Annotated in this window: 20 protein-coding genes and 4 pseudogenes; 15 read left to right on the plus strand and 9 right to left on the minus strand. The window is 54.6% G+C overall.

Annotated features, from left to right (window positions below; genetic code table 11):
- Position 1 precedes the first annotated feature (1 nt).
- From murD to mutT, 12 genes and pseudogenes are all read left to right on the plus strand, one after another.
- Positions 2–1,317, plus strand: a pseudogene (gene murD / locus HA45_RS11615) (UDP-N-acetylmuramoyl-L-alanine--D-glutamate ligase).
- The gene (gene ftsW, locus HA45_RS11620) at positions 1,317–2,531 is read left to right on the plus strand and encodes a cell division protein FtsW (protein ID WP_100704582.1); all 1,215 of its coding nucleotides are present in this window, start codon (positions 1,317–1,319) and stop codon (positions 2,529–2,531) included. The pseudogene murD and the gene ftsW overlap by 1 nt, the downstream one beginning before the upstream one ends.
- Positions 2,528–3,585 (plus strand): annotated as a pseudogene (murG, locus tag HA45_RS11625) (undecaprenyldiphospho-muramoylpentapeptide beta-N-acetylglucosaminyltransferase). Before ftsW ends, murG begins: the two are co-directional and overlap by 4 nt.
- Positions 3,586–3,655: 70 nt before the next feature.
- Positions 3,656–5,130, plus strand: a pseudogene (gene murC / locus HA45_RS11630) (UDP-N-acetylmuramate--L-alanine ligase).
- Positions 5,123–6,043 (plus strand): D-alanine--D-alanine ligase, encoded by a 921-nt coding sequence (locus HA45_RS11635; RefSeq protein WP_100704585.1) that lies wholly within the window; start codon positions 5,123–5,125, stop codon positions 6,041–6,043. The pseudogene murC and the gene HA45_RS11635 overlap by 8 nt, the downstream one beginning before the upstream one ends.
- Position 6,044: 1 nt before the next feature.
- Positions 6,045–6,884 (plus strand): cell division protein FtsQ, encoded by an 840-nt coding sequence (gene ftsQ, locus HA45_RS11640; protein WP_100704586.1) that lies wholly within the window; start codon positions 6,045–6,047, stop codon positions 6,882–6,884.
- Positions 6,881–8,137 (plus strand): cell division protein FtsA, encoded by a 1,257-nt coding sequence (ftsA, locus tag HA45_RS11645; protein ID WP_013507861.1) that lies wholly within the window; start codon positions 6,881–6,883, stop codon positions 8,135–8,137. Before ftsQ ends, ftsA begins: the two co-directional genes overlap by 4 nt.
- Positions 8,138–8,208: 71 nt before the next feature.
- Positions 8,209–9,363: a cell division protein FtsZ gene (gene ftsZ, locus HA45_RS11650; RefSeq protein ID WP_100704587.1), complete on the plus strand. Its 1,155-nt coding sequence runs from the start codon at positions 8,209–8,211 to the stop codon at positions 9,361–9,363.
- Between the two features lie 101 nt (positions 9,364–9,464).
- Entirely contained in the window at positions 9,465–10,382 is a 918-nt protein-coding gene (gene lpxC / locus HA45_RS11655) for a UDP-3-O-acyl-N-acetylglucosamine deacetylase (RefSeq protein ID WP_100704588.1), read from the plus strand.
- Between the two features lie 267 nt (positions 10,383–10,649).
- Positions 10,650–11,150 (plus strand): secA translation cis-regulator SecM, encoded by a 501-nt coding sequence (gene secM, locus HA45_RS11660; RefSeq protein ID WP_143808502.1) that lies wholly within the window; start codon positions 10,650–10,652, stop codon positions 11,148–11,150.
- A 74-nt stretch (positions 11,151–11,224) separates the two neighbouring features.
- Positions 11,225–13,930, plus strand: coding sequence for a preprotein translocase subunit SecA (gene secA / locus HA45_RS11665; protein WP_100704590.1), 2,706 nt, complete (start codon positions 11,225–11,227; stop codon positions 13,928–13,930).
- Between the two features lie 110 nt (positions 13,931–14,040).
- The gene (mutT, locus tag HA45_RS11670) at positions 14,041–14,436 is read left to right on the plus strand and encodes an 8-oxo-dGTP diphosphatase MutT (RefSeq protein WP_100704591.1); all 396 of its coding nucleotides are present in this window, start codon (positions 14,041–14,043) and stop codon (positions 14,434–14,436) included.
- 26 nt (positions 14,437–14,462) lie between these two features.
- Here the strand turns inward: mutT and yacG are convergent, their stop codons facing one another.
- Genes yacG through coaE form a run of 3 tightly spaced genes read right to left on the minus strand, consistent with a single transcriptional unit; the run spans position 14,463 to position 16,025 of the window.
- Entirely contained in the window at positions 14,463–14,660 is a 198-nt protein-coding gene (gene yacG / locus HA45_RS11675) for a DNA gyrase inhibitor YacG (RefSeq protein ID WP_100704592.1), read from the minus strand.
- Positions 14,661–14,668: 8 nt separating this feature from the next.
- A complete protein-coding gene (zapD, locus tag HA45_RS11680; RefSeq protein ID WP_100704593.1) occupies positions 14,669–15,412 on the minus strand; it encodes a cell division protein ZapD in 744 nt (247 codons plus the stop codon).
- 4 nt (positions 15,413–15,416) lie between these two features.
- Complete coding sequence (gene coaE, locus HA45_RS11685; RefSeq protein ID WP_100704594.1) at positions 15,417–16,025, minus strand: dephospho-CoA kinase; 609 nt, start codon at positions 16,023–16,025, stop codon at positions 15,417–15,419.
- A 219-nt stretch (positions 16,026–16,244) separates the two neighbouring features.
- Between coaE and HA45_RS11690 the strand changes: the two genes are divergently transcribed.
- Entirely contained in the window at positions 16,245–17,285 is a 1,041-nt protein-coding gene (locus tag HA45_RS11690) for a GMP reductase (protein WP_100704595.1), read from the plus strand.
- A 159-nt stretch (positions 17,286–17,444) separates the two neighbouring features.
- On the opposite strand, the gene hofC is transcribed toward HA45_RS11690, so the two are convergent.
- The 4 genes from hofC to nadC form a co-directional block, all read right to left on the minus strand.
- Positions 17,445–18,644, minus strand: a complete 1,200-nt coding sequence (gene hofC, locus HA45_RS11695) for a protein transport protein HofC (protein ID WP_100704596.1) — start codon at positions 18,642–18,644, stop codon at positions 17,445–17,447.
- Complete coding sequence (gene gspE, locus HA45_RS11700; protein WP_100704597.1) at positions 18,637–20,025, minus strand: type II secretion system protein GspE; 1,389 nt, start codon at positions 20,023–20,025, stop codon at positions 18,637–18,639. Before gspE ends, hofC begins: the two co-directional genes overlap by 8 nt.
- The gene (ppdD, locus tag HA45_RS11705) at positions 20,025–20,468 is read right to left on the minus strand and encodes a prepilin peptidase-dependent pilin (protein WP_100704598.1); all 444 of its coding nucleotides are present in this window, start codon (positions 20,466–20,468) and stop codon (positions 20,025–20,027) included. The genes gspE and ppdD overlap by 1 nt, the downstream gene beginning before the upstream one ends.
- Positions 20,469–20,643: 175 nt before the next feature.
- A complete protein-coding gene (gene nadC / locus HA45_RS11710) occupies positions 20,644–21,540 on the minus strand; it encodes a carboxylating nicotinate-nucleotide diphosphorylase (RefSeq protein WP_100704599.1) in 897 nt (298 codons plus the stop codon).
- Positions 21,541–21,721: 181 nt separating this feature from the next.
- Here nadC and ampD point away from each other — a divergent pair, with 181 nt between their 5' ends.
- Together ampD and ampE are read left to right on the plus strand one after the other, a co-directional pair.
- Positions 21,722–22,273, plus strand: a complete 552-nt coding sequence (gene ampD, locus HA45_RS11715; RefSeq protein WP_100704600.1) for a 1,6-anhydro-N-acetylmuramyl-L-alanine amidase AmpD — start codon at positions 21,722–21,724, stop codon at positions 22,271–22,273.
- 16 nt (positions 22,274–22,289) lie between these two features.
- The gene (gene ampE, locus HA45_RS11720; RefSeq protein WP_100704601.1) at positions 22,290–23,144 is read left to right on the plus strand and encodes a beta-lactamase regulator AmpE; all 855 of its coding nucleotides are present in this window, start codon (positions 22,290–22,292) and stop codon (positions 23,142–23,144) included.
- Here the strand turns inward: ampE and HA45_RS11725 are convergent.
- Positions 23,126–24,077: pseudogene (locus tag HA45_RS11725) on the minus strand (glycoside hydrolase family 43 protein). The gene ampE and the pseudogene HA45_RS11725 overlap by 19 nt on opposite strands.
- Positions 24,074–25,480 (minus strand): glycoside-pentoside-hexuronide (GPH):cation symporter, encoded by a 1,407-nt coding sequence (locus tag HA45_RS11730; RefSeq protein ID WP_100704603.1) that lies wholly within the window; start codon positions 25,478–25,480, stop codon positions 24,074–24,076. The pseudogene HA45_RS11725 and the gene HA45_RS11730 overlap by 4 nt, the downstream one beginning before the upstream one ends.
- Positions 25,481–25,583 lie beyond the last annotated feature (103 nt).

Below are 25,583 nucleotides of genomic sequence, written 5' to 3' on the forward strand. Positions count from 1 at the left end.
CATGGCTGACTATCGGGGCAGAAAAGTCGTCATCATTGGATTAGGCATTACTGGCCTGTCCTGTGTTGATTTCTTCCTCGCGCAGGGTGTAACGCCCCGCGTGATGGATACCCGTGTGTCACCGCCGGGTATCGATAAGCTACCTGAAGCGGTTGAGCGCTATGTGGGCGGTATTAATAGTGACTGGTTGCTGGCATCGGATTTGATTATTGCCAGTCCAGGCATTGCACTGGCTCATCCTGCACTCAGTGAAGCCGCAGACGCAGGAATCGAAATCGTGGGCGATATCGAACTGTTCTGTCGCGAAGCACAGGCGCCGATTGTGGCCATTACCGGTTCAAACGGTAAAAGCACCGTGACCACGTTAGTGGGTGAAATGGCGCGTGCAGCCGGCTGGCAGGTTGGCGTTGGCGGAAATATCGGCTTACCGGCGCTGACACTGTTGAAATCTCCGGCGCAGCTGTATGTGCTGGAACTCTCCAGCTTCCAGTTGGAAACCACTCACAGCCTGCAGGCTGCTGCCGCCACCATTCTTAACGTGACGGAAGATCATATGGATCGTTATCCGTTGGGCATGCAGCAATATCGCGCAGCGAAGTTGCGTATTTATGAAACGCCCGCGTCTGTGTGGTGAATGCTGACGATGGCATGACCATGCCCGTACGCGGCGTTGATGCGCGTTGCGTCAGCTTCGGCATCAATCTCGGTGACTATCATCTGACTCAGCAGCAGGGCAGCACCTGGCTGCGTGCGCAGGGTGAGCGAGTGCTGAATACCAACGAGATGACGCTGGTCGGGCAACACAATTACACCAACGCATTGGCCGCGCTGGCGCTGGCGGATGCGGTCAATATCCCGCGCGCCTCCAGCCTGAAGGCGTTAACCACCTTTAGCGGATTGCCGCACCGTTTCCAGCTGGTGCATCAAGCTAACGGCGTGCGTTGGATTAATGATTCGAAAGCCACCAACGTGGGCAGCACCGAAGCGGCGCTGAACGGTTTGCAGGTGCAAGGCACCTTGTGGTTACTGCTGGGCGGTGATGGTAAGGCCGCCGATTTCAGCGCGCTGACACGCTTCCTGCAAGGTGACAACGTACAACTATTCTGCTTTGGCCGTGACGGCGATGCACTGGCGGCGCTTCGCCCTGAGATTGCTACCCGCACCGAGACTTTGCAGCAAGCAATGGAGCTGATTGCACCTCAGGTGAAAGCCGGCGATATGGTACTGCTGTCACCGGCCTGCGCCAGCCTCGATCAGTTCCGTAACTTTGAGCAGCGCGGCGACCAGTTCGCGCAACTGGCGAAGGAGTTAAGCTGATGCGTATTCCGGGTGCCAGTATTGCCAGCTTCATCTCCGTACGCTTACGCGATTGGGTGATGGGCGGACGTGAAAATGATGACGCGCCAGTGGTGCTGTATGACCGTACGTTGCTATGGCTGACCTTTGGTCTGGCGATCATTGGCTTTGTGATGGTGACTTCCGCCTCGATGCCCGTGGGGCAGCGCCTCAATGAAGATCCGTTTTACTTCGCCAAGCGCGATGCGTTTTACATCCTGTTAGCGCTGGGTATGGCAATGGTGACGCTGCGCGTGCCGATGGATTTCTGGCAGCGCTACAGCAATGCCATGTTAATGGCTTCTGTTGCCATGCTGCTGATCGTGTTGGTGGTGGGTAGCTCGGTTAACGGCGCATCACGTTGGATCGCCCTCGGCCCGTTGCGTATCCAGCCAGCTGAATTGTCGAAGCTGTCGCTGTTCTGTTATCTCGCCAGCTACCTAGTACGCAAAGTCGAAGAAGTACGTAACAACTTCTGGGGTTTCTGTAAGCCGATGGGCGTGATGGTCGTGTTAGCCGTATTACTGCTGGCGCAACCGGACCTCGGTACGGTGGTGGTGCTGTTTGTCACCACGCTGGCGATGTTGTTCCTCGCGGGCGCCAAGATGTGGCAGTTCCTCGCCATCATCGGCTCCGGCATTTTTGCCGTGGTGTTGCTGATTATCGCGGAGCCGTATCGTATGCGCCGCGTGACCTCTTTCTGGAACCCATGGGAAGATCCGTTCGGCAGCGGCTATCAGCTGACACAGTCACTGATGGCGTTTGGCCGCGGCGAATTCTGGGGACAAGGCTTGGGCAACTCGGTACAGAAACTGGAGTATCTGCCCGAAGCGCATACCGACTTTATCTTCTCCATCATTGGTGAAGAGTTGGGTTATGTCGGTGTGGTTTTAGCGCTGTTGATGGTATTCTTCGTCGCTTTTCGCGCGATGTCGATTGGTCGCCGTGCCCTGGAGATCGATCAGCGCTTTTCGGGCTTCCTCGCTTGCTCAATTGGCGTGTGGTTTAGCTTCCAGGCGCTGGTTAATGTCGGTGCGGCTGCAGGCATGCTGCCGACGAAAGGCCTGACATTGCCACTGATCAGCTACGGTGGTTCGAGTCTGATTATCATGTCGACCGCCATCGTATTTTTATTGCGCATAGATTATGAAACGCGTCTGGCAAAAGCGCAGGCGTTTACCCGAGGTGCTCGATGAGTAGCAAGCGGCTGATGGTGATGGCCGGCGGAACCGGTGGACATGTGTTCCCGGGTTTGGCCGTGGCACACCATCTGATCGAACAGGGCTGGCAGGTGCGCTGGCTCGGAACCGCTGACCGAATGGAAGCGGATTTGGTGCCGAAACATGGCATCGAGATTGAATTTATCCGCATTAGCGGTTTGCGCGGCAAAGGTGTCAAAGCGCAGCTGTTGGCACCGGTACGTATTTTCAATGCATGGCGCCAGGCGCGCCGCATTATGAAGCGCTGGCAGCCGGACGTGGTACTCGGTATGGGCGGTTACGTTTCCGGACCGGGCGGTTTAGCAGCATGGAGCTGTGGCATTCCCGTAGTGCTGCACGAACAGAACGGCATTGCAGGGCTGACTAACAAATGGCTGGCGAAAATCGCCACCAAAGTGATGCAGGCTTTCCCCGGCGCCTTTCCGAAAGCGGACGTTGTCGGCAATCCCGTACGTACCGATGTGCTGGCCTTGCCATTGCCAGCTGAAAGATTGAGTGGACGTACTGGCGCGATTCGTGTGCTGGTGGTCGGCGGCAGCCAGGGCGCGCGCATTCTGAATCAGACAGTGCCGCAGGTGGCTGCGGAACTGGGTGAAGCGATCACCGTTTGGCATCAAACCGGTAAAGGCGCGCTGGAAATAGTGCAGCAGGCTTATCGCGATGCCGGACAGCCGCAGCACAAGATCACCGAGTTATCGATGACATGGCGGAAGCTTACGCCTGGGCCGATGTGGTGGTATGCCGTTCGGGCGCATTGACGGTGAGCGAAGTGGCCGCCGCAGGTTTACCGGCGATCTTCGTGCCATTTCAGCACAAAGATCGTCAGCAGTACTGGAACGCGTTGCCGCTGGAAAAAGCGGGTGCGGCCAAAATTTTCGAGCAGCCGCAGTTTACCGCGACTGCAGTAGCGGACACGTTGCGCCATTGGGATCGCGCTACGCTGCTGGCGATGGCTGAGAAAGCGCGTCAGGCAGCGATTCCTGATGCCACCGATCGGGTGGCGCAGGAAGTGGCTCGCGTCGCGAAGTAATTAATGGGCCGGTTTGACCGGCTGGTACCTGAATGCAGGTACAGATGAGATAAACAGGTAATTGAGACAGATGAATACACAACAATTGGCAAAACTGCGTTCCATTGTGCCCGAGATGCGTCGCGTCCGGCACATTCACTTTGTCGGCATCGGTGGTGCTGGCATGGGCGGTATTGCGAGGTGTTGGCGAACGAAGGTTACCACATCAGCGGATCGGATCTGGCCCCTAACCCGGTGACACAGCATCTGTCCTCGCTGGGTGCCACCATTTATTTCAACCATCGTCCGGAAAACGTGACGGATGCGAGTGTGGTCGTGGTTTCAACAGCGGTAGCACAGGACAACCCGGAGTTGGTCGCCGCACGCGAGCAGCGTATCCCGGTGATCCGTCGTGCAGAGATGCTGGCAGAACTGATGCGCTTCCGTCATGGCATTGCGATTGCTGGCACGCATGGCAAAACCACCACCACGGCGATGGTCACCAGTATTTATGCCGAAGGTGGATTGGATCCGACTTTCGTCAATGGCGGCCTGGTGAAAGCAGCGGGCACGCATGCGCGTTTGGGCACCAGTCGTTACCTGATTGCGGAAGCCGATGAAAGTGATGCGTCGTTCCTGCATCTGCAGCCGATGGTGGCGATCGTCACCAACATCGAAGCGGATCATATGGACACCTATCAGGGCGATTTCGAGAACCTGAAGCAGACGTTCATTAATTTCCTGCATAACCTGCCGTTCTACGGACGTGCGGTGATGTGTGTGGATGATGTGGTGATCCGCGATTTGATCCCACGCGTGGGCCGTCAGGTGACCACTTATGGTTTCAGCGATGACGCCGATGTGCGCATCGAGAACTATGAACAACGTGGCGCGCAGGGGCACTTCACCCTGATTCGTCAGGACAAACCGCTGCTGAAAGTCACATTGAATGCGCCGGGACGTCACAATGCACTGAATGCCGCTGCAGCCGTCGCGGTCGCGAGCGAAGAAGGCATTGAGGACAACGCGATTCTGGCCGCGCTAGAGAGCTTCCAGGGCACCGGACGCCGCTTTGACGTGCTGGGCGAGTTTGATACCGCTGCGGTCAACGGCAATCCGGGCAGCGCGATGTTGGTGGATGATTACGGTCATCATCCAACCGAAGTGGATGTCACCATCAAAGCCGCCCGTGCGGGCTGGCCGGATAAAAAGTTGGTGATGGTGTTCCAGCCACATCGTTATACGCGCACGCGTGACCTGTTTGACGACTTCGCTAACGTGCTGTCACAGGTTGATGTCCTGCTGATGCTGGATGTGTATCCAGCCGGCGAGGCCGCGATTCCTGGTGCGGACAGCCGCTCGCTGTGCCGTGCAATTCGCAGCCGTGGCAAGGTCGATCCGATTTTAGTGTCCGAGCATGATGCGTTGCCGGAAGCGCTGGCACCACTGCTCTCAGGCGATGACCTGGTGATCGTTCAGGGCGCAGGCAACATTGGCAAGATCGCGCGTAAGCTGGCTGATAACCAATTGCAGCCAACAGTGAAAACGGAGGCTCGTCATGGCTGAGAAAGTCGCCGTCTTGATGGGCGGAACCTCAGCAGAGCGTGAGGTATCACTGATGTCGGGCAGCGCCGTGCTGGCGGGCCTGCGTGAGATGGGCATTGATGCACACGGCGTGGATACCCGTGATGTCTCTGTGCTGGATCTTAAAGCTCAGGGATTTGCGAAGACCTTTATCGCCCTGCACGGTCGAGGCGGTGAAGATGGCACACTTCAGGCGGTGTTAGAGTTTCTGCAACTGCCTTACACCGGCAGCGGCGTGATGGCTTCGGCAATCACCATGGACAAGCTGCGCAGCAAATTGCTGTGGCAGGGCAGGGGACTGCCTTCAGGCAAATTTGTTTGGTTGACGCGTCAGCAGCATGAGCAAGGTTTGTCTGCGGAGACCCGCGATGCAATTGATGCGCTCGGCTTACCGCTGTTTGTGAAGCCAAGCTGCGAAGGATCAAGCGTGGGCATCAGCCGTGTGAACACCCTTGAAGCATTGCCAGCCGCACTCAACGAAGCCTTCCGCCATGATAGTGATGTGCTGATTGAGGCCTTCCTGAGTGGTGCGGAGTACACGGTTGGCATCGTGGGCGATGAAATTCTGCCTTCAATCAGAATAAAAACCGCCAGCGAGTTCTATGACTATGAAGCTAAATACATTTCTGACGATACTGAATACTTCTGCCCGAGCGGTTTGCGTGCAGAGCAAGAAGCAGAATTGCAGACGCTGGTTTGGGCTGCCTGGCGCGCATTAGGTTGCAGCGGCTGGGGGCGTGTGGATGTGATGGCCGACGGAGACGGAAACTTCCAGCTGCTGGAAGTGAATACCTCACCGGGCATGACCAGTCACAGTCTGGTGCCAATGGCCGCTAAGCAGGCGGGATACAGCTTCCCGCAGCTGGTGGCACGTATTCTGGCGCTGGCTGACTGATATGTCTCAGGCGGCGATACGTGTAAGAAATCGCGAACCCCAGGAGCGTGCGCGCACCGGGCGTAGCAACGGCGCCAGACTGTTTGGCGTCGTGTTCCTGCTGATTGTGCTGGGCATCATGGCGGCCGGTGGGCTGGTGGTGCTGAAGTGGATGAATGATGCATCACGCTTGCCGTTATCGAAGCTGGTGGTGACGGGTGAAACCCACTACACCACACATGATGATATTCGCCAGGCTATTTTGTCGCTCGGCGCGCCTGGCACGTTTATGTCGCAGAATGTGGACATCATCCAGCAGCAGATTGAGCGTTTACCCTGGATTAAACAGGTCAGTGTGCGTAAGCAGTGGCCTGATGAGCTGAAGATTAACCTGGTGGAGTACGTTCCGGTGGCACGCTGGAATGACTCACACATGGTAGACGCCGATGGCGTCTCCTTCAGCGTCCCGGCCAGCCACATCGGTAAAGAGACATTGCCGATGTTGTATGGCCCGGAAGGCAGTGAAACAGAGGTGCTGGCGGGTTATCACACCATGAGTGATGTGCTCAAGGCCGGCAAGTTTACCCTGAAGGTCGCGTCGATGACGGCGCGGCGCTCGTGGCAACTGGTGACCAGTGACGATGTGCGCATTGAGCTGGGACGCAGCGAAACCATGAAGCGTCTGAACCGTTTTATTGAGCTCTATCCGGAGCTGCTGCAGCAGGGCCAGAGTCAGAACAAGCGCATTACCTATGTCGATTTGCGCTACGACTCTGGTGCCGCAGTAGGTTGGGCAGCGGCCCCGTTGGAGCCACAGGACAGTAATCAGCAACAAAACCAGGCACAGGCTAAACCACAATGATCAAGGCAACGGACAGAAAACTGGTAGTAGGACTTGAAATCGGCACCGCAAAGGTTGCCGCCCTGGTTGGGGAAATTCTGCCTGATGGTATGGTCAACATTATTGGGGTGGGCAGCTGCCCGTCTCGCGGCATGGATAAAGGCGGCGTAAACGACCTTGAGTCGGTGGTGAAATGCGTTCAGCGCGCCATCGACCAGGCTGAACTGATGGCAGATTGCCAGATTTCGTCGGTTTACCTTGCTTTATCGGGCAAACATATCAGTTGTCAGAACGAAATCGGGATGGTTCCGATTTCGGAAGAGGAAGTGACTCAGGATGATGTAGAGAACGTGGTACATACGGCGAAATCCGTACGCGTTCGTGATGAACATCGTATCCTGCATGTTATTCCTCAGGAATATGCTATCGATTATCAGGAAGGCATTAAGAATCCGGTGGGACTTTCCGGCGTGCGCATGCAGGCAAAAGTACACTTGATCACCTGCCACAATGATATGGCAAAAAATATTGTCAAAGCCGTTGAACGATGCGGCCTGAAAGTTGACCAATTGATTTTTGCCGGTCTGGCGTCCAGTTTTTCGGTTCTGACTGAAGATGAACGTGAGCTGGGAGTCTGTGTTGTTGACATCGGTGGCGGTACAATGGATATCGCGGTTTACACCGGCGGCGCGCTGCGTCACACCAAAGTGATCCCTTATGCAGGGAATGTGGTGACCAGTGATATCGCTTATGCCTTCGGCACACCGCCAACCGATGCGGAAGCGATCAAAGTACGCCATGGTTGTGCGCTGGGTTCGATTGTTGGCAAAGACGAAAACGTCGAAGTGCCAAGTGTCGGTGGACGTCCCCCGCGCAGTCTGCAGCGTCAAACGTTGGCGGAAGTAATTGAGCCACGTTACACCGAACTGCTGAATCTGGTGAATGACGAGATTCTGCAATTGCAGGAGCAACTGCGTCAGCAGGGCGTTAAGCATCATCTGGCAGCCGGTATCGTGCTGACCGGTGGCGCAGCACAGATTGAAGGTTTGGCCGCTTGCGCCCAACGTGTGTTCCACACGCAGGTGCGTATCGGACAGCCATTGAACATCACCGGCCTGACGGATTATGCGCAGGAGCCGTATTACTCAACTGCAGTCGGTCTGCTGCACTACGGCAAAGAGTCACACATGAACGGTGATGCAGAAACGGAAAAACGCGCTTCAGTGGGCAATTGGTTTAAACGCATCAATAGTTGGCTGAAGAAAGAATTTTAATTTTTGAAAAAGGAGATCATGCTGGCAATGTTTATGATCTCCAGGCGACAGGCACATAACGGAGAGAAATCATGTTTGAACCTATGGAATTAACCAATGACGCGGTGATTAAAGTCATCGGCGTCGGCGGTGGCGGTGGCAACGCCGTAGAGCACATGGTACGCGAGCGTATCGAAGGTGTAGAATTCTTCGCTGTGAACACCGATGCGCAAGCATTGCGTAAAACAGCGGTCGGCCAGACGATTCAGATCGGGACCGGCATTACCAAAGGTCTTGGTGCGGGTGCAAACCCGGAAGTCGGTCGTACCTCAGCGGAGGAAGACCGTGAAGCACTGCGTGCTGCGCTGGAAGGGGCAGACATGGTGTTTATCGCTGCAGGCATGGGCGGCGGTACCGGTACCGGTGCAGCGCCAGTCGTGGCTGAAGTGGCAAAAGATTTGGGTATCCTGACGGTTGCGGTGGTGACGAAGCCCTTCAACTTCGAAGGCAAAAAGCGTATGGCTTTTGCTGAGCAGGGTATCGCTGAGCTGTCTAAGCATGTCGATTCATTGATCACTATTCCAAACGACAAGCTGCTGAAAGTGCTGGGTCGCGGTATCTCTCTGCTGGATGCGTTTGGCGCAGCCAACGACGTACTGAAAGGTGCGGTGCAGGGTATCGCTGAGCTGATTACTCGCCCAGGCTTGATGAACGTTGACTTCGCGGACGTGCGTACCGTGATGTCAGAAATGGGTTATGCCATGATGGGTTCAGGCGTGGCATGCGGTGAAGACCGTGCCGAAGAAGCGGCCGAAATGGCGATCTCCAGCCCACTGCTGGAAGATATCGACCTGTCAGGTGCGCGCGGCGTGCTGGTCAACATCACAGCGGGCTTCGACCTGCGTTTGGATGAGTTCGAGACCGTGGGTAACACTATCCGCGCCTTCGCCTCTGACAACGCGACCGTGGTTATCGGTACTTCTCTGGATCCAGAGATGAACGACGAACTGCGTGTGACCGTTGTTGCGACCGGTATTGGCATGGATAAGCGTCCGGAAATCACTCTGGTGACCAACAAGCCGGCCACGCAGCCTGTGATGGACCACCGTTACCAGCAGCATGGCATGGCGCCATTGCCGCAGGAACAAAAGCCGGCGGCCAAAGTGGTTAACGACCAGCCAGCTTCGTCCAGCAAAGAGCCAGATTACCTTGATATTCCAGCCTTCCTGCGTAAACAGGCAGACTAAGAATATCCTGAGAATTGGGATTCTCCGCTCTTTGTGCTAAAGTATTCGCCCGCTGGTAATTTATACTGGCGGTCGGATGGGTAATATTGCGAGATAATGCGATGATCAAACAAAGGACATTAAAACGTATTGTTCAGGCGACAGGTGTCGGTTTACATACCGGCAAGAAAGTCACGCTGACCTTACGCCCTGCGTCGGCTAATACCGGGGTCATCTATCGTCGCACTGACTTGAATCCACCGGTTGATTTCCCGGCTGATGCAAAATACGTGCGCGACACCATGCTGAGTACTTGTCTGGTGAATGATGAAGGCGTGCGTATTTCGACGGTTGAACACCTGAATGCTGCATTGGCAGGTCTGGGCATCGACAACATTATTGTTGAAGTTGATGCGCCTGAAATCCCAATCATGGATGGCAGTGCCGCGCCTTTTGTCTATTTGCTGATGGATGCCGGTATCGAAGAGCTAAACAGCGCGAAGAAATTCGTACGCGTTAAGCAAACGGTACGTGTAGAAGACGGTGATAAGTGGGCTGAGATTAAACCTTTCAACGGGTTCTCGCTCGATTTTACTATCGACTTTAAGCACCCAGCAATTGACTCAAGCTCGCAGCGTTACCAGTTGAACTTCTCGGCTGATGCGTTTGTTCGCCAAATCAGTCGTGCGCGCACCTTTGGTTTTATGCGTGAAATCGAATATCTGCAGTCTAAAGGCCTGTGCCTGGGCGGTAGTTTAGATTGTGCGATTGGGCTCGATGATTTCCGCGTACTCAACGAAGACGGTCTGCGCTTTGAAGATGAGTTCGTTCGTCACAAAATGCTGGACGCAATCGGCGATTTGTTTATGTGTGGCCACAACGTGATTGGCGCGTTTACCGCGTTTAAATCGGGTCATGCGTTGAACAACAAATTGCTGCAAGCGGTTCTGGCGAAGCAGGAAGCCTGGGAATGGGCAACCTTCGAAGACGAAGCTGAACTGCCACTGGCATTCAAAGCACCAAATTTAGTTCTGGCATAAGCTAGACCAAAAAACGGCAGGTTTCGCTGGCACCCTCTCCGGTCAGTGAATCTGCCGTTTTTTATTGCCCGTTTTTATTCCTGCAAGACCGCTCTCAATTCTCTGTCATCACTGGCGAAAGCCTGTACAAATAAACGTGAAATCCCCCGTAAGCCCTTTAATCACTGGTGTCGTGGCCTCACATAAGTGCTATTATCTGGCGCTCATATGAGCAGGTTCGCGGATACTCGCGCCGGCTTCATTACTTTATTTAACTGTGGACAGGTTGTGATCGGGATTTTCTCACGCTGGCGACAATTAGGCAGACGCTACTTCTGGCCTCATCTCTTATTAGGGATGGTGGCGGCCAGTTTGGGCCTGCCTGCCTGTGCGCAAAGCGCGGAGTCCACAGCGACAGACTTGCCCATCAGCAGCCTGTTTGTCGGCAATGTTGTTCATTTCGATCACCTGATCCGTCTGCAGGAAAGTGCGCGTCGACCAAATTTTAATGTCGATTACTGGCATCAACATGCCATACGCACCGTTATCCGCCATCTTTCCTTTAGCATGACGCCTCCTGCTGATACCGAGGCCAATCAGGCTGAGCCGCTGGCGGCGCAAAAGCTGGCGTTAATTGATTCGCTGCAGGCGCTACTGACTTCGCCTGCACAACCCGCTATTGCACTTGAGTCGCAGGAAACGCTGCGCCATCGTGAACCTCAAATCCAGACTTCTGCTGACTGGCAGGCTGCTATCCATGGCATCCGCGCTGGGCCTCGCAACGCTTAACAGCTCATTTTTCCCACATCTTGTTTTAGATTTTCCAGACCGTGTAATGACGGCTGAATTGAGAAAAATTTATCATGTTGATCAAATTGTTAACTAAAGTCTTTGGCAGCAGCAACGATCGTACTCTGCGCCGCATGCGTAAAATTGTCGATGTCATCAATAAAATGGAGCCTGATTTCGTCAAGCTCTCCGATGATGAACTGAAGGCCAAGACCGATCTGTTCCGTGAGCGCCTGAAGAAAGGTGAGAGCCTTGAAAGCCTGATTCCTGAAGCCTTTGCCACCGTGCGTGAAGCCAGTAAGCGTGTCTTCGGCATGCGTCACTTCGATGTGCAGCTGATTGGCGGCATGGTATTGAACGAACGTTGCATCGCTGAGATGCGCACGGGTGAAGGTAAAACCTTAACCGCAACGTTGCCGGCGTATTTGAACGCATTGAGCGGCAAAGGGGTTCACGTGGTCACGGTGAACGACTATCTGGCCCAGCGTGATGCTGAAAACAACCGCGCGTTGTTTGAATTCCTTGGTCTGTCTATCGGCATTAACCTGCCAAACATGCCGTCGGTGGCTAAACGCGCTGCTTATGCTGCTGATATCACCTATGGCACAAACAACGAATACGGCTTCGACTACCTGCGCGACAACATGGCCTTTAGCCCGGAAGAGCGTGTACAGCGTAAGCTGCACTACGCGCTGGTGGATGAGGTGGACTCCATTCTGATCGATGAAGCGCGTACACCGCTGATCATCTCCGGTCCAGCTGAAGACAGCTCTGATATGTACACCAAGGTGAATAAAATCATTCCTCACCTGGTACGCCAGGAAAAGGAAGATTCAGAAACCTTCCAGGGTGAAGGCGACTTCTGGGTGGATGAGAAATCACGCCAGGCTCACATGAGCGAGCGCGGCCTGGTGAAAGTCGAAGAGCTGCTGGTGAGCCAGAGCATTATGGATGAGGGCGAATCACTCTACTCGCCGACCAACATCATGCTGATGCACCATGTCACTGCGGCGCTGCGTGCTCATGCACTGTTCACCCGTGACGTCGATTACATCGTCAAAGACGGCGAAGTGGTCATCGTCGATGAACACACCGGCCGTACCATGCAGGGCCGTCGCTGGTCTGATGGTCTGCATCAGGCGATTGAAGCCAAAGAAGGCGTGGAAATCCAGAACGAGAACCAGACGCTGGCGTCCATTACCTTCCAGAACTACTTCCGTATCTACGAAAAACTGGCCGGTATGACCGGTACTGCCGATACCGAAGCGTTTGAATTTAGCTCGATCTACAAACTCGATACCATCGTGGTGCCCACCAACCGTCCGATGGTGCGTAAAGACATGGCCGATCTGGTCTACATGACCGAGAAAGAGAAGATCGACGCGATTATCGAAGACATTCGTGTCTGTACTGCCAACGGCCAGCCGGTGTTGGTGGGTACGATTTCGATTGAAAAATCAGAAGTGGTCTCTAACGAACTCACGCGCGCCGGTATCAAACACAGCGTACTGAACGCCAAGTTCCACGCCAGCGAAGCAGATATCGTGGCGCAAGCGGGTCAACCTGCTGCCGTCACCATCGCCACCAATATGGCGGGTCGTGGTACCGATATTGTGTTGGGTGGTAGCTGGCAGGCCGAAGTGGCGGCGCTGGAAGCCCCAACTGAAGAGCAGGTTCAGGCGATCAAAGAAGCCTGGAAACTGCGTCATGATGCGGTACTGGCATCGGGCGGTCTGCATATTATCGGTACTGAACGCCATGAATCGCGTCGTATCGATAACCAGTTGCGTGGCCGTGCGGGTCGTCAGGGTGATGCCGGTTCATCCCGCTTCTACCTGTCTATGGAAGATGCGCTGATGCGTATTTTCGCTTCAGACCGTGTGTCTAACATGATGCGTAAACTGGGTATGAAGCCAGGCGAGGCGATTGAGCACCCATGGGTGACCAAAGCGATTGCCAACGCACAGCGTAAAGTTGAAAGCCGTAACTTCGATATCCGTAAGCAACTGCTGGAATACGATGACGTCGCCAACGATCAGCGTCGTGCCATCTACAGCCAGCGTAATGAGCTGCTGGACGTGTCTGATGTGTCTGAAACCATCAACAGCATCCGTGAAGATGTGTTCAAGTCCACCATCGATACTTACATTCCGCCGCAGTCGCTGGAAGAAATGTGGGATATTCCAGGTCTGGAAGAACGTCTGCGTAACGATTTCGACCTTGATCTGCCAATCACTGATTGGCTGGATAAAGAGCCGGATCTGCATGAAGAAACGCTACGTGAACGTATCATGACCCGCGCGCATGAAAATTATGCGACGAAAGAAGAAGTGGTTGGCGCTGAAATGATGCGTAACTTCGAAAAAGGCGTCATGCTGCAGACACTCGATTCTCTGTGGAAAGAGCATCTGGCGGCAATGGATTATCTGCGTCAGGGCATCCATCTGCGTGGTTATGCGCAGAAAGATCCGAAGCAGGAATACAAGCGCGAGTCCTTCTCAATGTTCGCTGCGATGCTGGAGTCACTCAAGTATGAAGTGATCAGCACCCTCGCCAAAGTGCAGGTGCGCATGCCGGAAGAAGTGGAAGCGATGGAACAGCAACGCCGTGAAGAGGCAGAGCGCCTGGCACAACAGCAACAGCTGAGCCACGTTGATGATGAAACCGCTGCTGCCGCCGCGATGGCTGAACAGGGCGGGGAGCGCAAAGTGGGACGTAACGATCTGTGCCCATGCGGTTCCGGTAAGAAATACAAACAGTGTCACGGCCGTCTGGCCTGATCATCAAGGAGCCTTCGGGCTCCTTTTTCTTTTGGCAGTCGCCGGTGATTAACATTGGTTAACAGCTGCATTACTATCAGCGCTCATTATTTAAAAGCGGAATCCAGCTTATGAAACACCTGCAAGTCGCGGTGGGCATCATTCGCAATGCCAGTCGCCAGATCTTTCTTGCCCAGCGAGCGGCAAGCTCCTACATGGCTAACAAATGGGAATTTCCTGGCGGAAAAATTGAACAAGATGAAACCGCTGAACAAGCGCTCAAGCGTGAGTTAATGGAAGAAACTGGTATCGAAGTAACGGCGGCGAAAGCGATTGGCCAGGCGGACCATAGCTATGACGATCTGCGCGTCACATTGCATTTCTTCCTGGTTGAAGAGTGGAACGGTGAGCCGTATGGCCGCGAAGGGCAACCACAGCGTTGGGTGGAACAACGCGATCTGGTCGCGGATGAGTTTCCTCCGGCCAACCATCCGTTGATTGCCCAATTGGTAGCCGACGAGATTTAAGCGAAGGGGCGTAAGCCCCTTACATCTTAATGCTGCTCTTCACTCCAGTCGTCACTGTCGTTATGATCGCTGTCACTGGGAATGCGTTTCTCTTCAGCGGCCCACTCGCCCAGATCGATCAGCTGGCAACGCTTACTGCAAAACGGGCGCCACGGACTCAGTTCATCCCACATCACGTCTTTACCGCAGTTGGGGCAAGACACGGTCATCATCTCTTCTTGCATAACATCCTCTAACAACACGCTAATTCAAAATCTAATCGGGCTGGTACTTCACCGCGTTCGCTATCAAGGGGAAGGAAGCGAATGGCATAACGACTTTTATGGCCGGAAACCTGCGGGTAAAGTGCATCCTCCAGCGTTAGCTGCAGGCGCAGTAAATCAGAGCCTTCGGCATTATCCTGGTAGAAGCCATTGAGGCTGGTTTGATGGCGAAACACGCCTGACTGACGCACCAAATCAAGGATCATCGTCAGGCTATTGCGCAGCGCATTCAGCGATTCCAGCCAGCCGTTAACCTGTGTATCCCGCATTGACTGCTGCTGGTGCAACCAGATGTGCAGGCTCGGCAGATCGAAACTGCAGCAACCACCAGGAATGCTCAAACGCTGGCGCACCAATGCAACCAGACGGTCTTCGCGTAACTGCTGGCCCATGCGCGGCACTGCATTCAGCTCGCTGGATTGCTGCTTCAATCGGTCACGCAGGCTGCTGACCGTTTGCTCGTCGACACCGGGCACATCAAGCCAGGCACGCAGTTTCTGCTGCTGACGCTCCAGTTCTTTCAACAACTCGGTGCGCATATCACCGCGCTCAAAAATATCCAACAGATCGGCAATGATGCGAAACACACCCAGGGCAGAGACGGAGCTTACGACGGGCACGGTCTCATGCAGTTGGTTGAGTAAAAACTCCACGCGCAGCCAGGTGCGCATCTTCTCATTCAGCGGATGTTCAAATAGAACGACTGTACTCATGATGTTAATCCTGTCCGGTTGCTGCCAGGCGTAAGTAGCGCTGGTGAAGTTCAGCAACGCGCGGTAGCGCCTGCTCGGGCGAACCGCTGTTATCGATGATGTCATCCGCACAGGCTAAGCGCTGTTCGCGGCTGGCCTGTGCGGCAAGAATTTTTTTTGCCTGGCTTAAACTAATGCCATCACGTTGCTGGGTACGCTGCAACTGTGTCGCTTCATCCACGTCGATCACCAAAACCCGATCGGCCTGACGCTGTAACCCGTTTTCCACCAATAGCGGCACAACCCATAAAACGTAGGGTGAAGATGCCAGTAATTTTAGCTGCTGTGTACGCGCATTGATAAGGGGATGAAGCAACTGATTTAGCCAGTTTTTCTCTTTAGGCTGCTGGAAAATAATTTCCCGCAGCCGCGCACGATACAGTGCCCCTTCTGCGGTGAGGATCGACTCGCCATGGCGTTTCACAATCGCCTGTAGGGCGGGCGTGCCCGGTTCAACCACTTCTCGAGCTATCACATCGGCGTCAATGATATCAACGCCTAACGCTGCGAAAGCGTTGGCAATGGTGCTTTTACCACTGCCAATTCCTCCGGTGAGCGCAACGGTAAATGGCATAGCGTTCTCTCAACATTGTCTTGATTGGGCGACCATCAGCCGCAATAAGATGAGAGCATGATCACAATCAATTTTCTCAGCTAAATTTAAGGGATTGTAGCCTAAATAAAGTGAAATTCGCAGTCTTGTCGCGGAACGAATGGCGCGTATGATAATGACACTGGAGCCGTGAGCGCTACCCGAACTGTGGTTCGACGTCACTAACCAGGACATTCAGCTATGCGTATTGAAGAAGATTTAAAACTGGGCTTTAAAGATGTTTTGATCCGCCCCAAACGCTCCACCCTCAAAAGCCGTTCTGAGGTTGAACTGGAACGCACCTACACCTTCAAGCATTCCGGCTTAAGCTGGAGCGGTGTGCCGCTGATCGCGGCCAACATGGACACCGTTGGCACATTCACCATGGCCGAAGCATTAGCCGGCTTCAATGTATTGACCGCGGTGCACAAGCATTACAGCGTGGCAGACTGGCAGGCGTTTATCCAGCGCGTGCCGGTAAAGGTGCTCAGTCATGTAATGGTGTCATCTGGCACCTCAGAAGCCGATTTCAGCAAGCTCACCTCAATTTTTGCATTATCACCACAGCTGAACTTCATCTGCATTGATGTCGCCAACGGCTACTCGGAACATTTCGTGGAATTCCTGCAGCGCGCCCGTGAAGCATTTCCCGGCAAAACCATCTGCGCGGGCAACGTAGTGACGGGTGAAATGGTGGAAGAATTAATTCTCTCCGGCGCGGATATCGTCAAAGTGGGCATTGGCCCCGGTTCGGTCTGCACCACGCGCGTGAAGACGGGGGTTGGTTATCCGCAGTTATCGGCTGTGATTGAATGCGCCGATGCCGCGCACGGCCTCGGTGGCCAAATCGTGAGTGACGGTGGCTGTTCGGTGCCGGGGGATATTGCTAAAGCGTTCGGCGGCGGTGCAGATTTTGTCATGCTCGGCGGCATGCTGGCTGCGCACGATGAGTGCGAGGGGACGATTGTTGAAGAGCAGGGCGAGCAGTTTATGCTGTTCTATGGCATGAGTTCAGAATCCGCAATGAAACGCCATGTCGGCGGTGTTGCCCAGTATCGTGCTGCAGAAGGTAAAACCGTGCGTCTGCCGCTGCGTGGCCCGGTCGAGGATACCGTTAAGGATATTCTCGGCGGACTGCGTTCTGCCTGCACTTACGTCGGTGCCGAGCGTCTTAAAGAACTGACAAAACGCACTACGTTCATTCGTGTGGCGGAACAGGAAAATCGGGTATTCACGCGCTGATGACTGATGACTGATGACTGATGGCTGATGACTGATGACTGATGACTGATGGCTGATGGCTGATGACTGATGACTGATGACTGATGACTGATGACTGATGACTGATGACTGATGACTGATGACTGATGACTAATAACAGGTGCGCATCACGCGCACCTGTCAACGAATCGCATCGCCTAAGCCAAATACCGGCAGGTACATCGCGATCACTAACGTCCCGACAATACCCCCAATCACCACCATCATTAAAGGCTCCAGCGAAGCTGCCAGTGCATCGGCACGCATCAATGTTTGTGCTTCATGCCACTCCGCCAAACGTGCCAGCATCACATCCAGCGCCCCTGCTTCTTCACCGACTCGAATCAGCTGTGCGCACAGTGGCGTGAAAAGCGCGTGATGCTGTAAGGCCTGATGGAGTGGCGCACCGGCGGCGATATGTTTCTGCAGCGCCATAACCGCCTCACGCCACAATGGTGATGCCAGAGTGACTTCAACCGCCTGCAAACTTTGCAGCAAGGTGAGCCCGGCTTGCTGTGTTAATTGCAGAATGGCGTAGATCTGGCTGAGCTGGCCGCCGCGCCACAGCGTGGCGAGTAACGGCAGGCGCAATAGCCACTGATGTACGCGTTTTTGCCAGCCGACGGAGCGACAGTAAAGCCATCGCCCGCCCAGCACGACGCACGCCATCAATATCATGAGTGGTAGCGCCGCCTGCTGTAAAAATGCTGACAGACTCATCACCGCTGCGGTGAAGGCAGGAAGCGGCGCATCAAAGCTGGCATACACCGCGACAAACTCGGGCAGTACAAACAGCAGCATGCCTGCACTTACTGCCAACGCGACCAGCAGGATAAAGAAGGGATAACGCAACGCTTTGACGACTTTCTGCCGCAGATGTTGTTGCTTGCTTTGCTGTAACGCTAGCTGGCGACAGCATTCATCAAGCTGACCGGTAAGTTCACCCACTTCCATCAATGCCGGAAACAGCGGAGGGAAGATATGTGGCCAGGCGCGGAGCGCAGATGAAAATGCCTCTCCGGCCATCACCCGGCGTTGCAATTCTTCGAGTAACACTCGCCAGCCTGCGTGTGGATGACCTTCAGCCAGCAACGTCAGACTCTCCGCCAGCGGCAGTCCGGCTTTCAACAAGGTGGAAAGCTGTCGCACCAGGTCGATCTTTTGCTGCCACTTCCAGTCCCGGTTGCGCCAGCATTTTCCCTGCTGCCAACTGACCGGCAGCATACCTCGATCCGAAAGCTGAGCGAGCAATACATCCTGGCTGGCAACCAATGAGTTCCCCTCCAGCAACGCGCCCAGCGTGTCCAGTGCTTGCCAGCGAAACAGGTAGAGATTAGCCATCTCCTATACCCACAACACGTTGCACCTCCTCAAAAGAAGTATCGCCACGGCTCACGGCTTCGAGTCCGGCGGCGAGCAGGGTTTTCATTCCCCCTTCATTCGCCAGCGTAATGACATGCTCAAGTGGCATGTCGGCGGAAATCGCATTTTGCAGTTTATTGCTTATTGGAAGCACCTCAAACAGTGCGAGGCGGCCGTAATAGCCCGAGAAGCAGTGGTCACATCCTGGTGCTCGCCAGGTTTGTAAGGTGCCGGGCCAGATGTCGTGTGGCAAATGCGCGATAGCTTGGGCTGGCTGACGGCAATGAACGCACAGCCGTCTTACCAGACGCTGCGCGATCACCAGCTGTAAGGCAGGACCGAGCAAATAGCCCGGTATATCCATCTGGCGCAGTCGGGTGAGGGTTTCCGCCGTCGAATTGGTGTGTAACGTTGAGAGCACCAGATGCCCGGTTTGTGCCGCTTTGACGGCGATGCTGGCGGTTTCAGCATCGCGAATTTCGCCCACCATGATGACATCAGGATCTTGTCGCAGCAGAGCACGCAGTACACGATTAAAATCGAGCCCGCTTCGCGGCTGAATTTGCGTCTGGTTGATGCCGGCTAAAGGGATTTCAACCGGGTCTTCAACGCTGCACACATTTTTATCCGGTATGTTCAGCGCGCTCAATCCGCTGTAGAGCGTGAAGGTTTTACCGCTGCCGGTGGGGCCCGTTACCAGAATCAGCCCCTGAGGTTTCGCCAGGGCATTTTTTAGCAGGCGCAGTTGAGCGAGCGGCATACCCAGTTTATCCAGCGAGATGGCGCTATTTTCACTTTGCAGTAGCCTTACCACGGCTTTTTCACCATGGCTGATCGGTAAGGTGGAGAGACGAAACGCAGCCTGATGCCCATCCATTTGCAGCGTAAACTGCCCATCCTGTGGCAAGCGACGTTCCGCGATATCCAGCCCACCCAGGATTTTCAGTCTCGCCAATATCGCCGTTGTGGGTGCCTCCGGTAAATGCGTCAATTTATGCAATACGCCATCAATACGCAGACGGACGCGTAGCCCATGATGTTGAGGTTCAAAATGCACGTCTGAGGCACGGCGTTGAATCGCCTGACGCAAAATCTGTTCAACCGCATTGATGGCCGATTCCGTGGTCGCAGGCTCTGGAGTCGCCGTCGTTTCATCAGACTGGTGCAGCAGTTGCTCCAGTCTGGCTGCGGGCCAGCACTCGACTTCGACTTGGCACTGACTGGCAAATCGCAGGGCTTCCAGCAGCAGCGGATCGGGTGTCTCCGCTACGGCAACACGCAATGAAGTGGCATCATGCTGGAGCATGACGGCCTGATAGCGGGCGCACAGGTTTTGTAGTCCAGTGTTTGGCTGCTCCATTAACGGGTTTCCTTATCAGCGAAACGGAACTGTTCAAGGCAGCTGTCGCGCAAGCTGGTGCTGGTGCTGGTACAGCTGCGTTGCCAATCCAGCGTGCCTTCTGAGGTGTTCCAGACCGGTGTCATTTCTACACTCAACCCGGTAAGACTCTCCTGACCCGTTAAGGTGATGGCGCCATTCACGACGCTTAGCGAGGCCACATAGCGTGAACCTTTGGCAGCAGGGATGCCGCCTGCACCTGCCTGGCACTGAGTGGGGCCACCACGTTCAATGGCGCAAAGTTCCACCGCGGTTTTATACGGCACCATGGTTTGCAGCATGTCGGTGAGTGCCGCGCGTTGCAGATAATTTTGATAACTGGGCAGGCCGATGGCGCTCAGAATGGCCACGATGCCAATCACAATCATCAGTTCGATAAGGGTAAAACCCCGTTGTCTTTCCATAGTCAGGCTCCTTGTTGTGGAGCGGCTACGGTAAAAAACGGCGTCTTAAAGCGAAAGTCATTCAATTCAATGCTGGAAAGCAGGGCGCAACGAATCGCGGTGTTTGCAGGGCAGGTGGCAGGAAACTGGAAGCGGGCACGCAAACCGCCGCGTGCATACGCGGCGGAAGGCGGGATTAGTTGTCGCGGAAACGCATGGAAAGATCCATGGCGCGTACGTGTTTGGTCAGTGCCCCCACGGAAACGAAGTCGACGCCCGTTTTGGCAATCTGCGGCAGCGTGGCTTCCGTAACATTACCGGAGACTTCCAGCAGCGCACGTTTATTGGTGAGAACTACGGCTTCATGCATCATCTCGAAGCTGAAGTTATCCAGCATGATAATGTCGGCACCGGCATCAATCGCATCCTGCAGCTCTTTAAGGCTTTCAACTTCGACTTCAACCGGCACATCTGGCTGGAGCCACATCGCGTTTTCTACTGCTTTACGTACAGACCCGCTGGCAATGATGTGGTTTTCTTTGATCAGGAAGGCATCGGACAGGCCGAGTCGATGATTACTGCCGCCGCCGCACAGCACCGCATATTTCAACGCCGTACGCAGGCCGGGCAGGGTTTTGCGTGTATCCAGCAATTGGGTTTCACTCCCGTCAAGCAAGGCGACATAACGGCTGACTTCCGTGGCCACACCGGAAAGTGTTTGCACGAAATTCAATGCGGTTCGTTCAGCGGTTAACAGCAGACGAGCCGGGCCTTTTAACTCGAACAGCAGTTGGTCAGCGACGACGGTTTGGCCATCTTCAACATGCCAGGCAATGGTCACTTTGTTGCCAAGCTGGATGAAGACTTCCTGCACCCAGCGTTTACCACAAAAAACACCGGCTTCACGCGTGATGATCTGCGCTTCGGCCTGTTTTTCTGCGGGTAGCAGCAACGCGGTGATATCGCGGTCGGCATCCACTTCGCCACCTAAGTCCTCCTGAAGCGCGCGAGCAACGGCTTCGGGAATGTCCTGCTCAATACGCTTAATCAATTCCTGACGACGATGATCGGGATCGTAACGACGCGATGCCATGGTTTTACCACTCCACTAATCGGATTTTAGTGCGCTCACCTTAGCCTGAATTATGGGCTATTGCCAGTCGTGGTAGATGAAATGTTTAGTATCCTTAACATCGATCCGCGTTCGCATTAAGTCACAAGCCGGTATAGTGAAACATGTTATTCTCAGGCTGATTTTGCTTAGGATTAAAGGCATGAAACTGGAAGATGGCTGGATCACCAGCGCGCGCAAAGTGCCCTCGCCGCATTTTAACCAGCGGCCGGAAAACGAAATTCCTTCGTTGCTGATCATTCATAACATCAGCTTGCCACCCGGCGAATTTGGCGGCCCATGGATAGATCATCTGTTCACCGGCACGCTGCCGGCGGATGCGCATCCCTATTTCGCTGATATCGCCCAGCTGCGCGTGGCGGCTCATTGCTTGATTCGCCGTGATGGTGAGTTGGTGCAATATGTGTCTTTCGATCAGCGCGCGTGGCATGCCGGCGTGTCGCAGTTTGCCGGGCGAGAAAACTGCAATGATTTTTCCATGGGCATTGAGTTGGAAGGCACGGATACGCTGCCGTATACCGATGCGCAGTATAAAACCTTAAAAAAGGTCAGCGCCTTATTGCTTAAGCACTATCCGCTGACGCTGGAACGTATCACCGGGCACAGCGACATCGCCCCGCAACGCAAAACCGATCCAGGGCCCGCTTTCGACTGGATACGCTATAAAGAGTCTATCAGGCAGGAGAATCCCTGAAACAGCAGGAGCAGTTATGACGTTGTTTAGCTTGTTATTAGTGTTAGGTTGGGAACGCTTGTTTAAGCTGGGTGAGCACTGGCAGTTGGATCATCGGCTGGAGCCGTTGTTCCGCGGGCGCCAGCGGTTTTCGCTGTTGCGTACATTGGTGATGACCTTCGTTGCGATGTTGATTGTCTGGCTGCTGGTTTGGAGCCTAAAAGGCATTCTGTTTGGCGTGGCGCAGCTGGCATTTTGGATTGTGGTGGGCCTGCTGTGTATCGGCGCGGGTTCCGTGCGTCTGCACTATCATCACTATCTGAAAGCGGCCAGCCACGATGATGAAGCGGCACATCAGGCCATGGCAGCGGAACTGACGCTGATTCATGGCGTGCCGGTTGAGTGCAGTGAGCGTGAATTCCTGCGCGAGCTACAAAATGCGCTGATCTGGATAAACTTTCGTTTCTACCTCGCGCCGCTGTTCTGGTTTGTGGTCGGAGGGCCTTACGGCCCGGTGCTGCTGGTGGGTTATGCATTCCTGCGTGCCTGGCAGAGTTGGCTGGCGAAGCATCACTCATCACTTGAGCGTGCGCAGTCGGGTGTCGACCGCATACTGCATGTGGTTGACTGGATCCCGGTCCGACTGGCAGGCGTGGCGTACGCGCTGCTGGGCCACGGTGAGCGCGCACTGCCAGCCTGGTTTGCTTCGTTAAGCGATCGGCATCGTTCGCAATATCAGGTGCTGACTAGCCTGGCGCAGTTCTCGCTGGCGCGCGATCCGCATATGGATAAAGTCGAAACGCCACGGGTGGCCGTGGCGCTGGCGAAGCGTATCTCGCTGGTGTTGGTGGTGGTGGTGGCACTGCTGACCATTTACGGCACGCTGGTGTGATCGGCAGGCGGTACACCGAAATCCGGTGTACCGTCCTCACGCCACGCAAAGTATTTTAGCCGCGTATGGCGGTTAGGATCCCACAATGGATCACCCTCAATCTCCGTGTAGTTCCGTGCGTGATACACCAGCACATCCCTTCCTTCCTCATCCTGCGTAAAGCTGTTATGTCCCGGCCCATACTGCTGATTTTCCCAGCTGGTGGTGAAGACGGGCCGCGCGGATTTTGCCAGGCTGTGCTGTCGAGCGGATCGGCCATCATGTCGATGCTGAGGATTCCCAGGCAGTAATTCTCATCAGTCGCGCTGGCGGAATAGGTGACAAACAGCCTATCGCTATGACGTACAATGGCGGGGCCCTCATTGACGCTAAAGCCTGCGCACTCCCACTCATATTCCGGCCGACTGAGCATCACCGGTGCGCTTTTTAGCGTCCAGGGGTTGAGTAACTCTGCAAGATAGAGATTGGAATTGCCTGGAATAGCGGGATCCTTCTGTGCCCACAGATACCAGTTTTACCCTGATGTACGAAATGCGTCGCATCGAGCGAGAACGAGTCGATGGGGGTAAACACACGGCGAGCAGGTTGCCACTGGCCGGAAAGCGGATCGCTATCATCACAAACCAGCGCATACATGCGGTGCTGAAACAGGCCGTCTTTTATGTCACGCGTCGGGGCGGCAGCAAAGTAAATCACCCATTGCCCATTGATATAATGCAGTTCCGGTGCCCAAATCAGCGCACTGTACGGTCCGGTATCGGGTTTACGCCACACCGTCACCGCTTCCGCCTCAATCAAACCCTTTAGCGTATCCGCGTAACGGATCTCAAGTCGGTCATACTCTGGCACTGATGCCACGAAGTAGTAGCCCCCGCCATGGCGCAGGATAAAAGGGTCGGCGCGTTGTGTGATAAAGGGATTTGGCCAGCTCATTTGATCTCTCCGGGTTGTGGGGTGACAGGCAGTGAAGCAGGGGATAATTCACGTGCGTTGGCACGGCGTAGCGCAAGATCATCCTGAATGGTACGCATGAGTTTGCGATCGACCTTCATTAAGCGCACGACACCGGCGGTGATCAGATAGCCCACGCCGGGAATGACGGTAAACAGCAGCATGATGCCGTTGATGGCCGAAGGCTGTTGCTGTTTTGCGCCTGCGTCATACCCATAAATGGAGAGTAAGAAACCGACCATGGCGCCTGCCACCGCCAGGCCTACTTTGAGGAAGAACAGGTTGCCCGAGAAGCTCATGCCGGTGATACGTTTACCGGTTTTCCATTCGCCGTAATCATCGACATCTGCCATTAGCGACCAGTGCAGCGGAGAAGGGATTTGATGGAGAATATTCAGGAAGAAATAAGCCACGGCCACGGCTACGATGACATGCGGGTCGATCCAGTAGAAACCACAGGAAAACAACGCTAGCGCAATGTTGGTCCAGAAAAACACTTTCAACTTGCACCAGCGGTCAGTCAGGATTTTTGCCAGCGTGCTGCCGAACATCATGCCAATTACGCCCAGGCTGATGAACAGCGTGGCAAAATGCGTCGATTGCCCCATCACCCAGGTCACGTAGTACATGGTGGCTGCCATGCGAATAAAGCCGGGACAGACGTTACAGAAGGTGAGCAGGAGAATGCGCACCCATTGATCGTTCTTCCATACATCGCGTAAATCTGTTTTCAAATCATCCGTGCTGGGCACTGCAGGACGAATGCGTTCCCGCACCGTGGCAAAGCAGAACAGGAACATCGCCAGCCCAATCAGCGCCAGCACGCTCATCGCCATCTGGTAACCACGTGCTTTATCTTCGCCACCAAACCACTCGGCCATCGGCAGCAGTGACAGTGAGAGGATCAGCGTGGCAACCCCCACCATCACAAAGCGGTAAGACTGGCAGGAGACACGCTCACCGGGATCGTTGGTAATCACGCCGCCCAGCGAGCAGTAGGGAATATTGATAGCGGTGTAAGTTAGTGACATCAGGAAGTAAGTGACAAACGCCCAGATGACTTTGTTTTCATAACTCCAGTCTGGCGTGGTGAACATCAATACGCTGAACAGCACATAAGGAACCGAAACCCACAACAACCACGGACGAAAGCGACCCCAGCGGCTTTGGGTGCGGTCAGCAATGGCGCCCATGATCGGATCGGTCACGGCATCCAACACCCGCACTGACAGCAGAAGCGTGCCGACCAGCGCCGGTGCGAGGCCAAAGACATCGGTATAGAAGTAGTTAAGGAATAGCATGATGGCACCGCCAATCATGTTGCATCCGGCATCGCCCATGCCGTATCCCAGTTTCTCCCTGAATGAGAGGGCAGCTCCTTTCATCTTTCGTCTCCATCGACAAGGTAAGACGAAATTATTAGCGTTAAATCAGTAACCTGATGGGGAGCAATTGGTTGCGTAGATGGACAAAACAGGTGGGCGGGGA

Source organism: Pantoea rodasii (assembly GCF_002095465.1).
Taxonomy (GTDB): domain Bacteria; phylum Pseudomonadota; class Gammaproteobacteria; order Enterobacterales; family Enterobacteriaceae; genus Pantoea; species Pantoea rodasii.

Coding starts and splice junctions, on each gene's coding strand:
- ftsW (WP_100704582.1), top strand. CDS start 1,317: ATGCGTATTCCGGGTGCCAGTATTGCCAGCTTCATCTCCGTACGCTTA.
- HA45_RS11635 (WP_100704585.1), top strand. CDS start 5,123: ATGGCTGAGAAAGTCGCCGTCTTGATGGGCGGAACCTCAGCAGAGCGT.
- ftsQ (WP_100704586.1), top strand. CDS start 6,045: ATGTCTCAGGCGGCGATACGTGTAAGAAATCGCGAACCCCAGGAGCGT.
- ftsA (WP_013507861.1), top strand. CDS start 6,881: ATGATCAAGGCAACGGACAGAAAACTGGTAGTAGGACTTGAAATCGGC.
- ftsZ (WP_100704587.1), top strand. CDS start 8,209: ATGTTTGAACCTATGGAATTAACCAATGACGCGGTGATTAAAGTCATC.
- lpxC (WP_100704588.1), top strand. CDS start 9,465: ATGATCAAACAAAGGACATTAAAACGTATTGTTCAGGCGACAGGTGTC.
- secA (WP_100704590.1), top strand. CDS start 11,225: ATGTTGATCAAATTGTTAACTAAAGTCTTTGGCAGCAGCAACGATCGT.
- mutT (WP_100704591.1), top strand. CDS start 14,041: ATGAAACACCTGCAAGTCGCGGTGGGCATCATTCGCAATGCCAGTCGC.
- yacG (WP_100704592.1), bottom strand. CDS start 14,660: ATGCAAGAAGAGATGATGACCGTGTCTTGCCCCAACTGCGGTAAAGAC.
- zapD (WP_100704593.1), bottom strand. CDS start 15,412: ATGAGTACAGTCGTTCTATTTGAACATCCGCTGAATGAGAAGATGCGC.
- coaE (WP_100704594.1), bottom strand. CDS start 16,025: ATGCCATTTACCGTTGCGCTCACCGGAGGAATTGGCAGTGGTAAAAGC.
- HA45_RS11690 (WP_100704595.1), top strand. CDS start 16,245: ATGCGTATTGAAGAAGATTTAAAACTGGGCTTTAAAGATGTTTTGATC.
- hofC (WP_100704596.1), bottom strand. CDS start 18,644: ATGGCTAATCTCTACCTGTTTCGCTGGCAAGCACTGGACACGCTGGGC.
- gspE (WP_100704597.1), bottom strand. CDS start 20,025: ATGGAGCAGCCAAACACTGGACTACAAAACCTGTGCGCCCGCTATCAG.
- ppdD (WP_100704598.1), bottom strand. CDS start 20,468: ATGGAAAGACAACGGGGTTTTACCCTTATCGAACTGATGATTGTGATT.
- nadC (WP_100704599.1), bottom strand. CDS start 21,540: ATGGCATCGCGTCGTTACGATCCCGATCATCGTCGTCAGGAATTGATT.
- ampD (WP_100704600.1), top strand. CDS start 21,722: ATGAAACTGGAAGATGGCTGGATCACCAGCGCGCGCAAAGTGCCCTCG.
- ampE (WP_100704601.1), top strand. CDS start 22,290: ATGACGTTGTTTAGCTTGTTATTAGTGTTAGGTTGGGAACGCTTGTTT.
- HA45_RS11730 (WP_100704603.1), bottom strand. CDS start 25,480: ATGAAAGGAGCTGCCCTCTCATTCAGGGAGAAACTGGGATACGGCATG.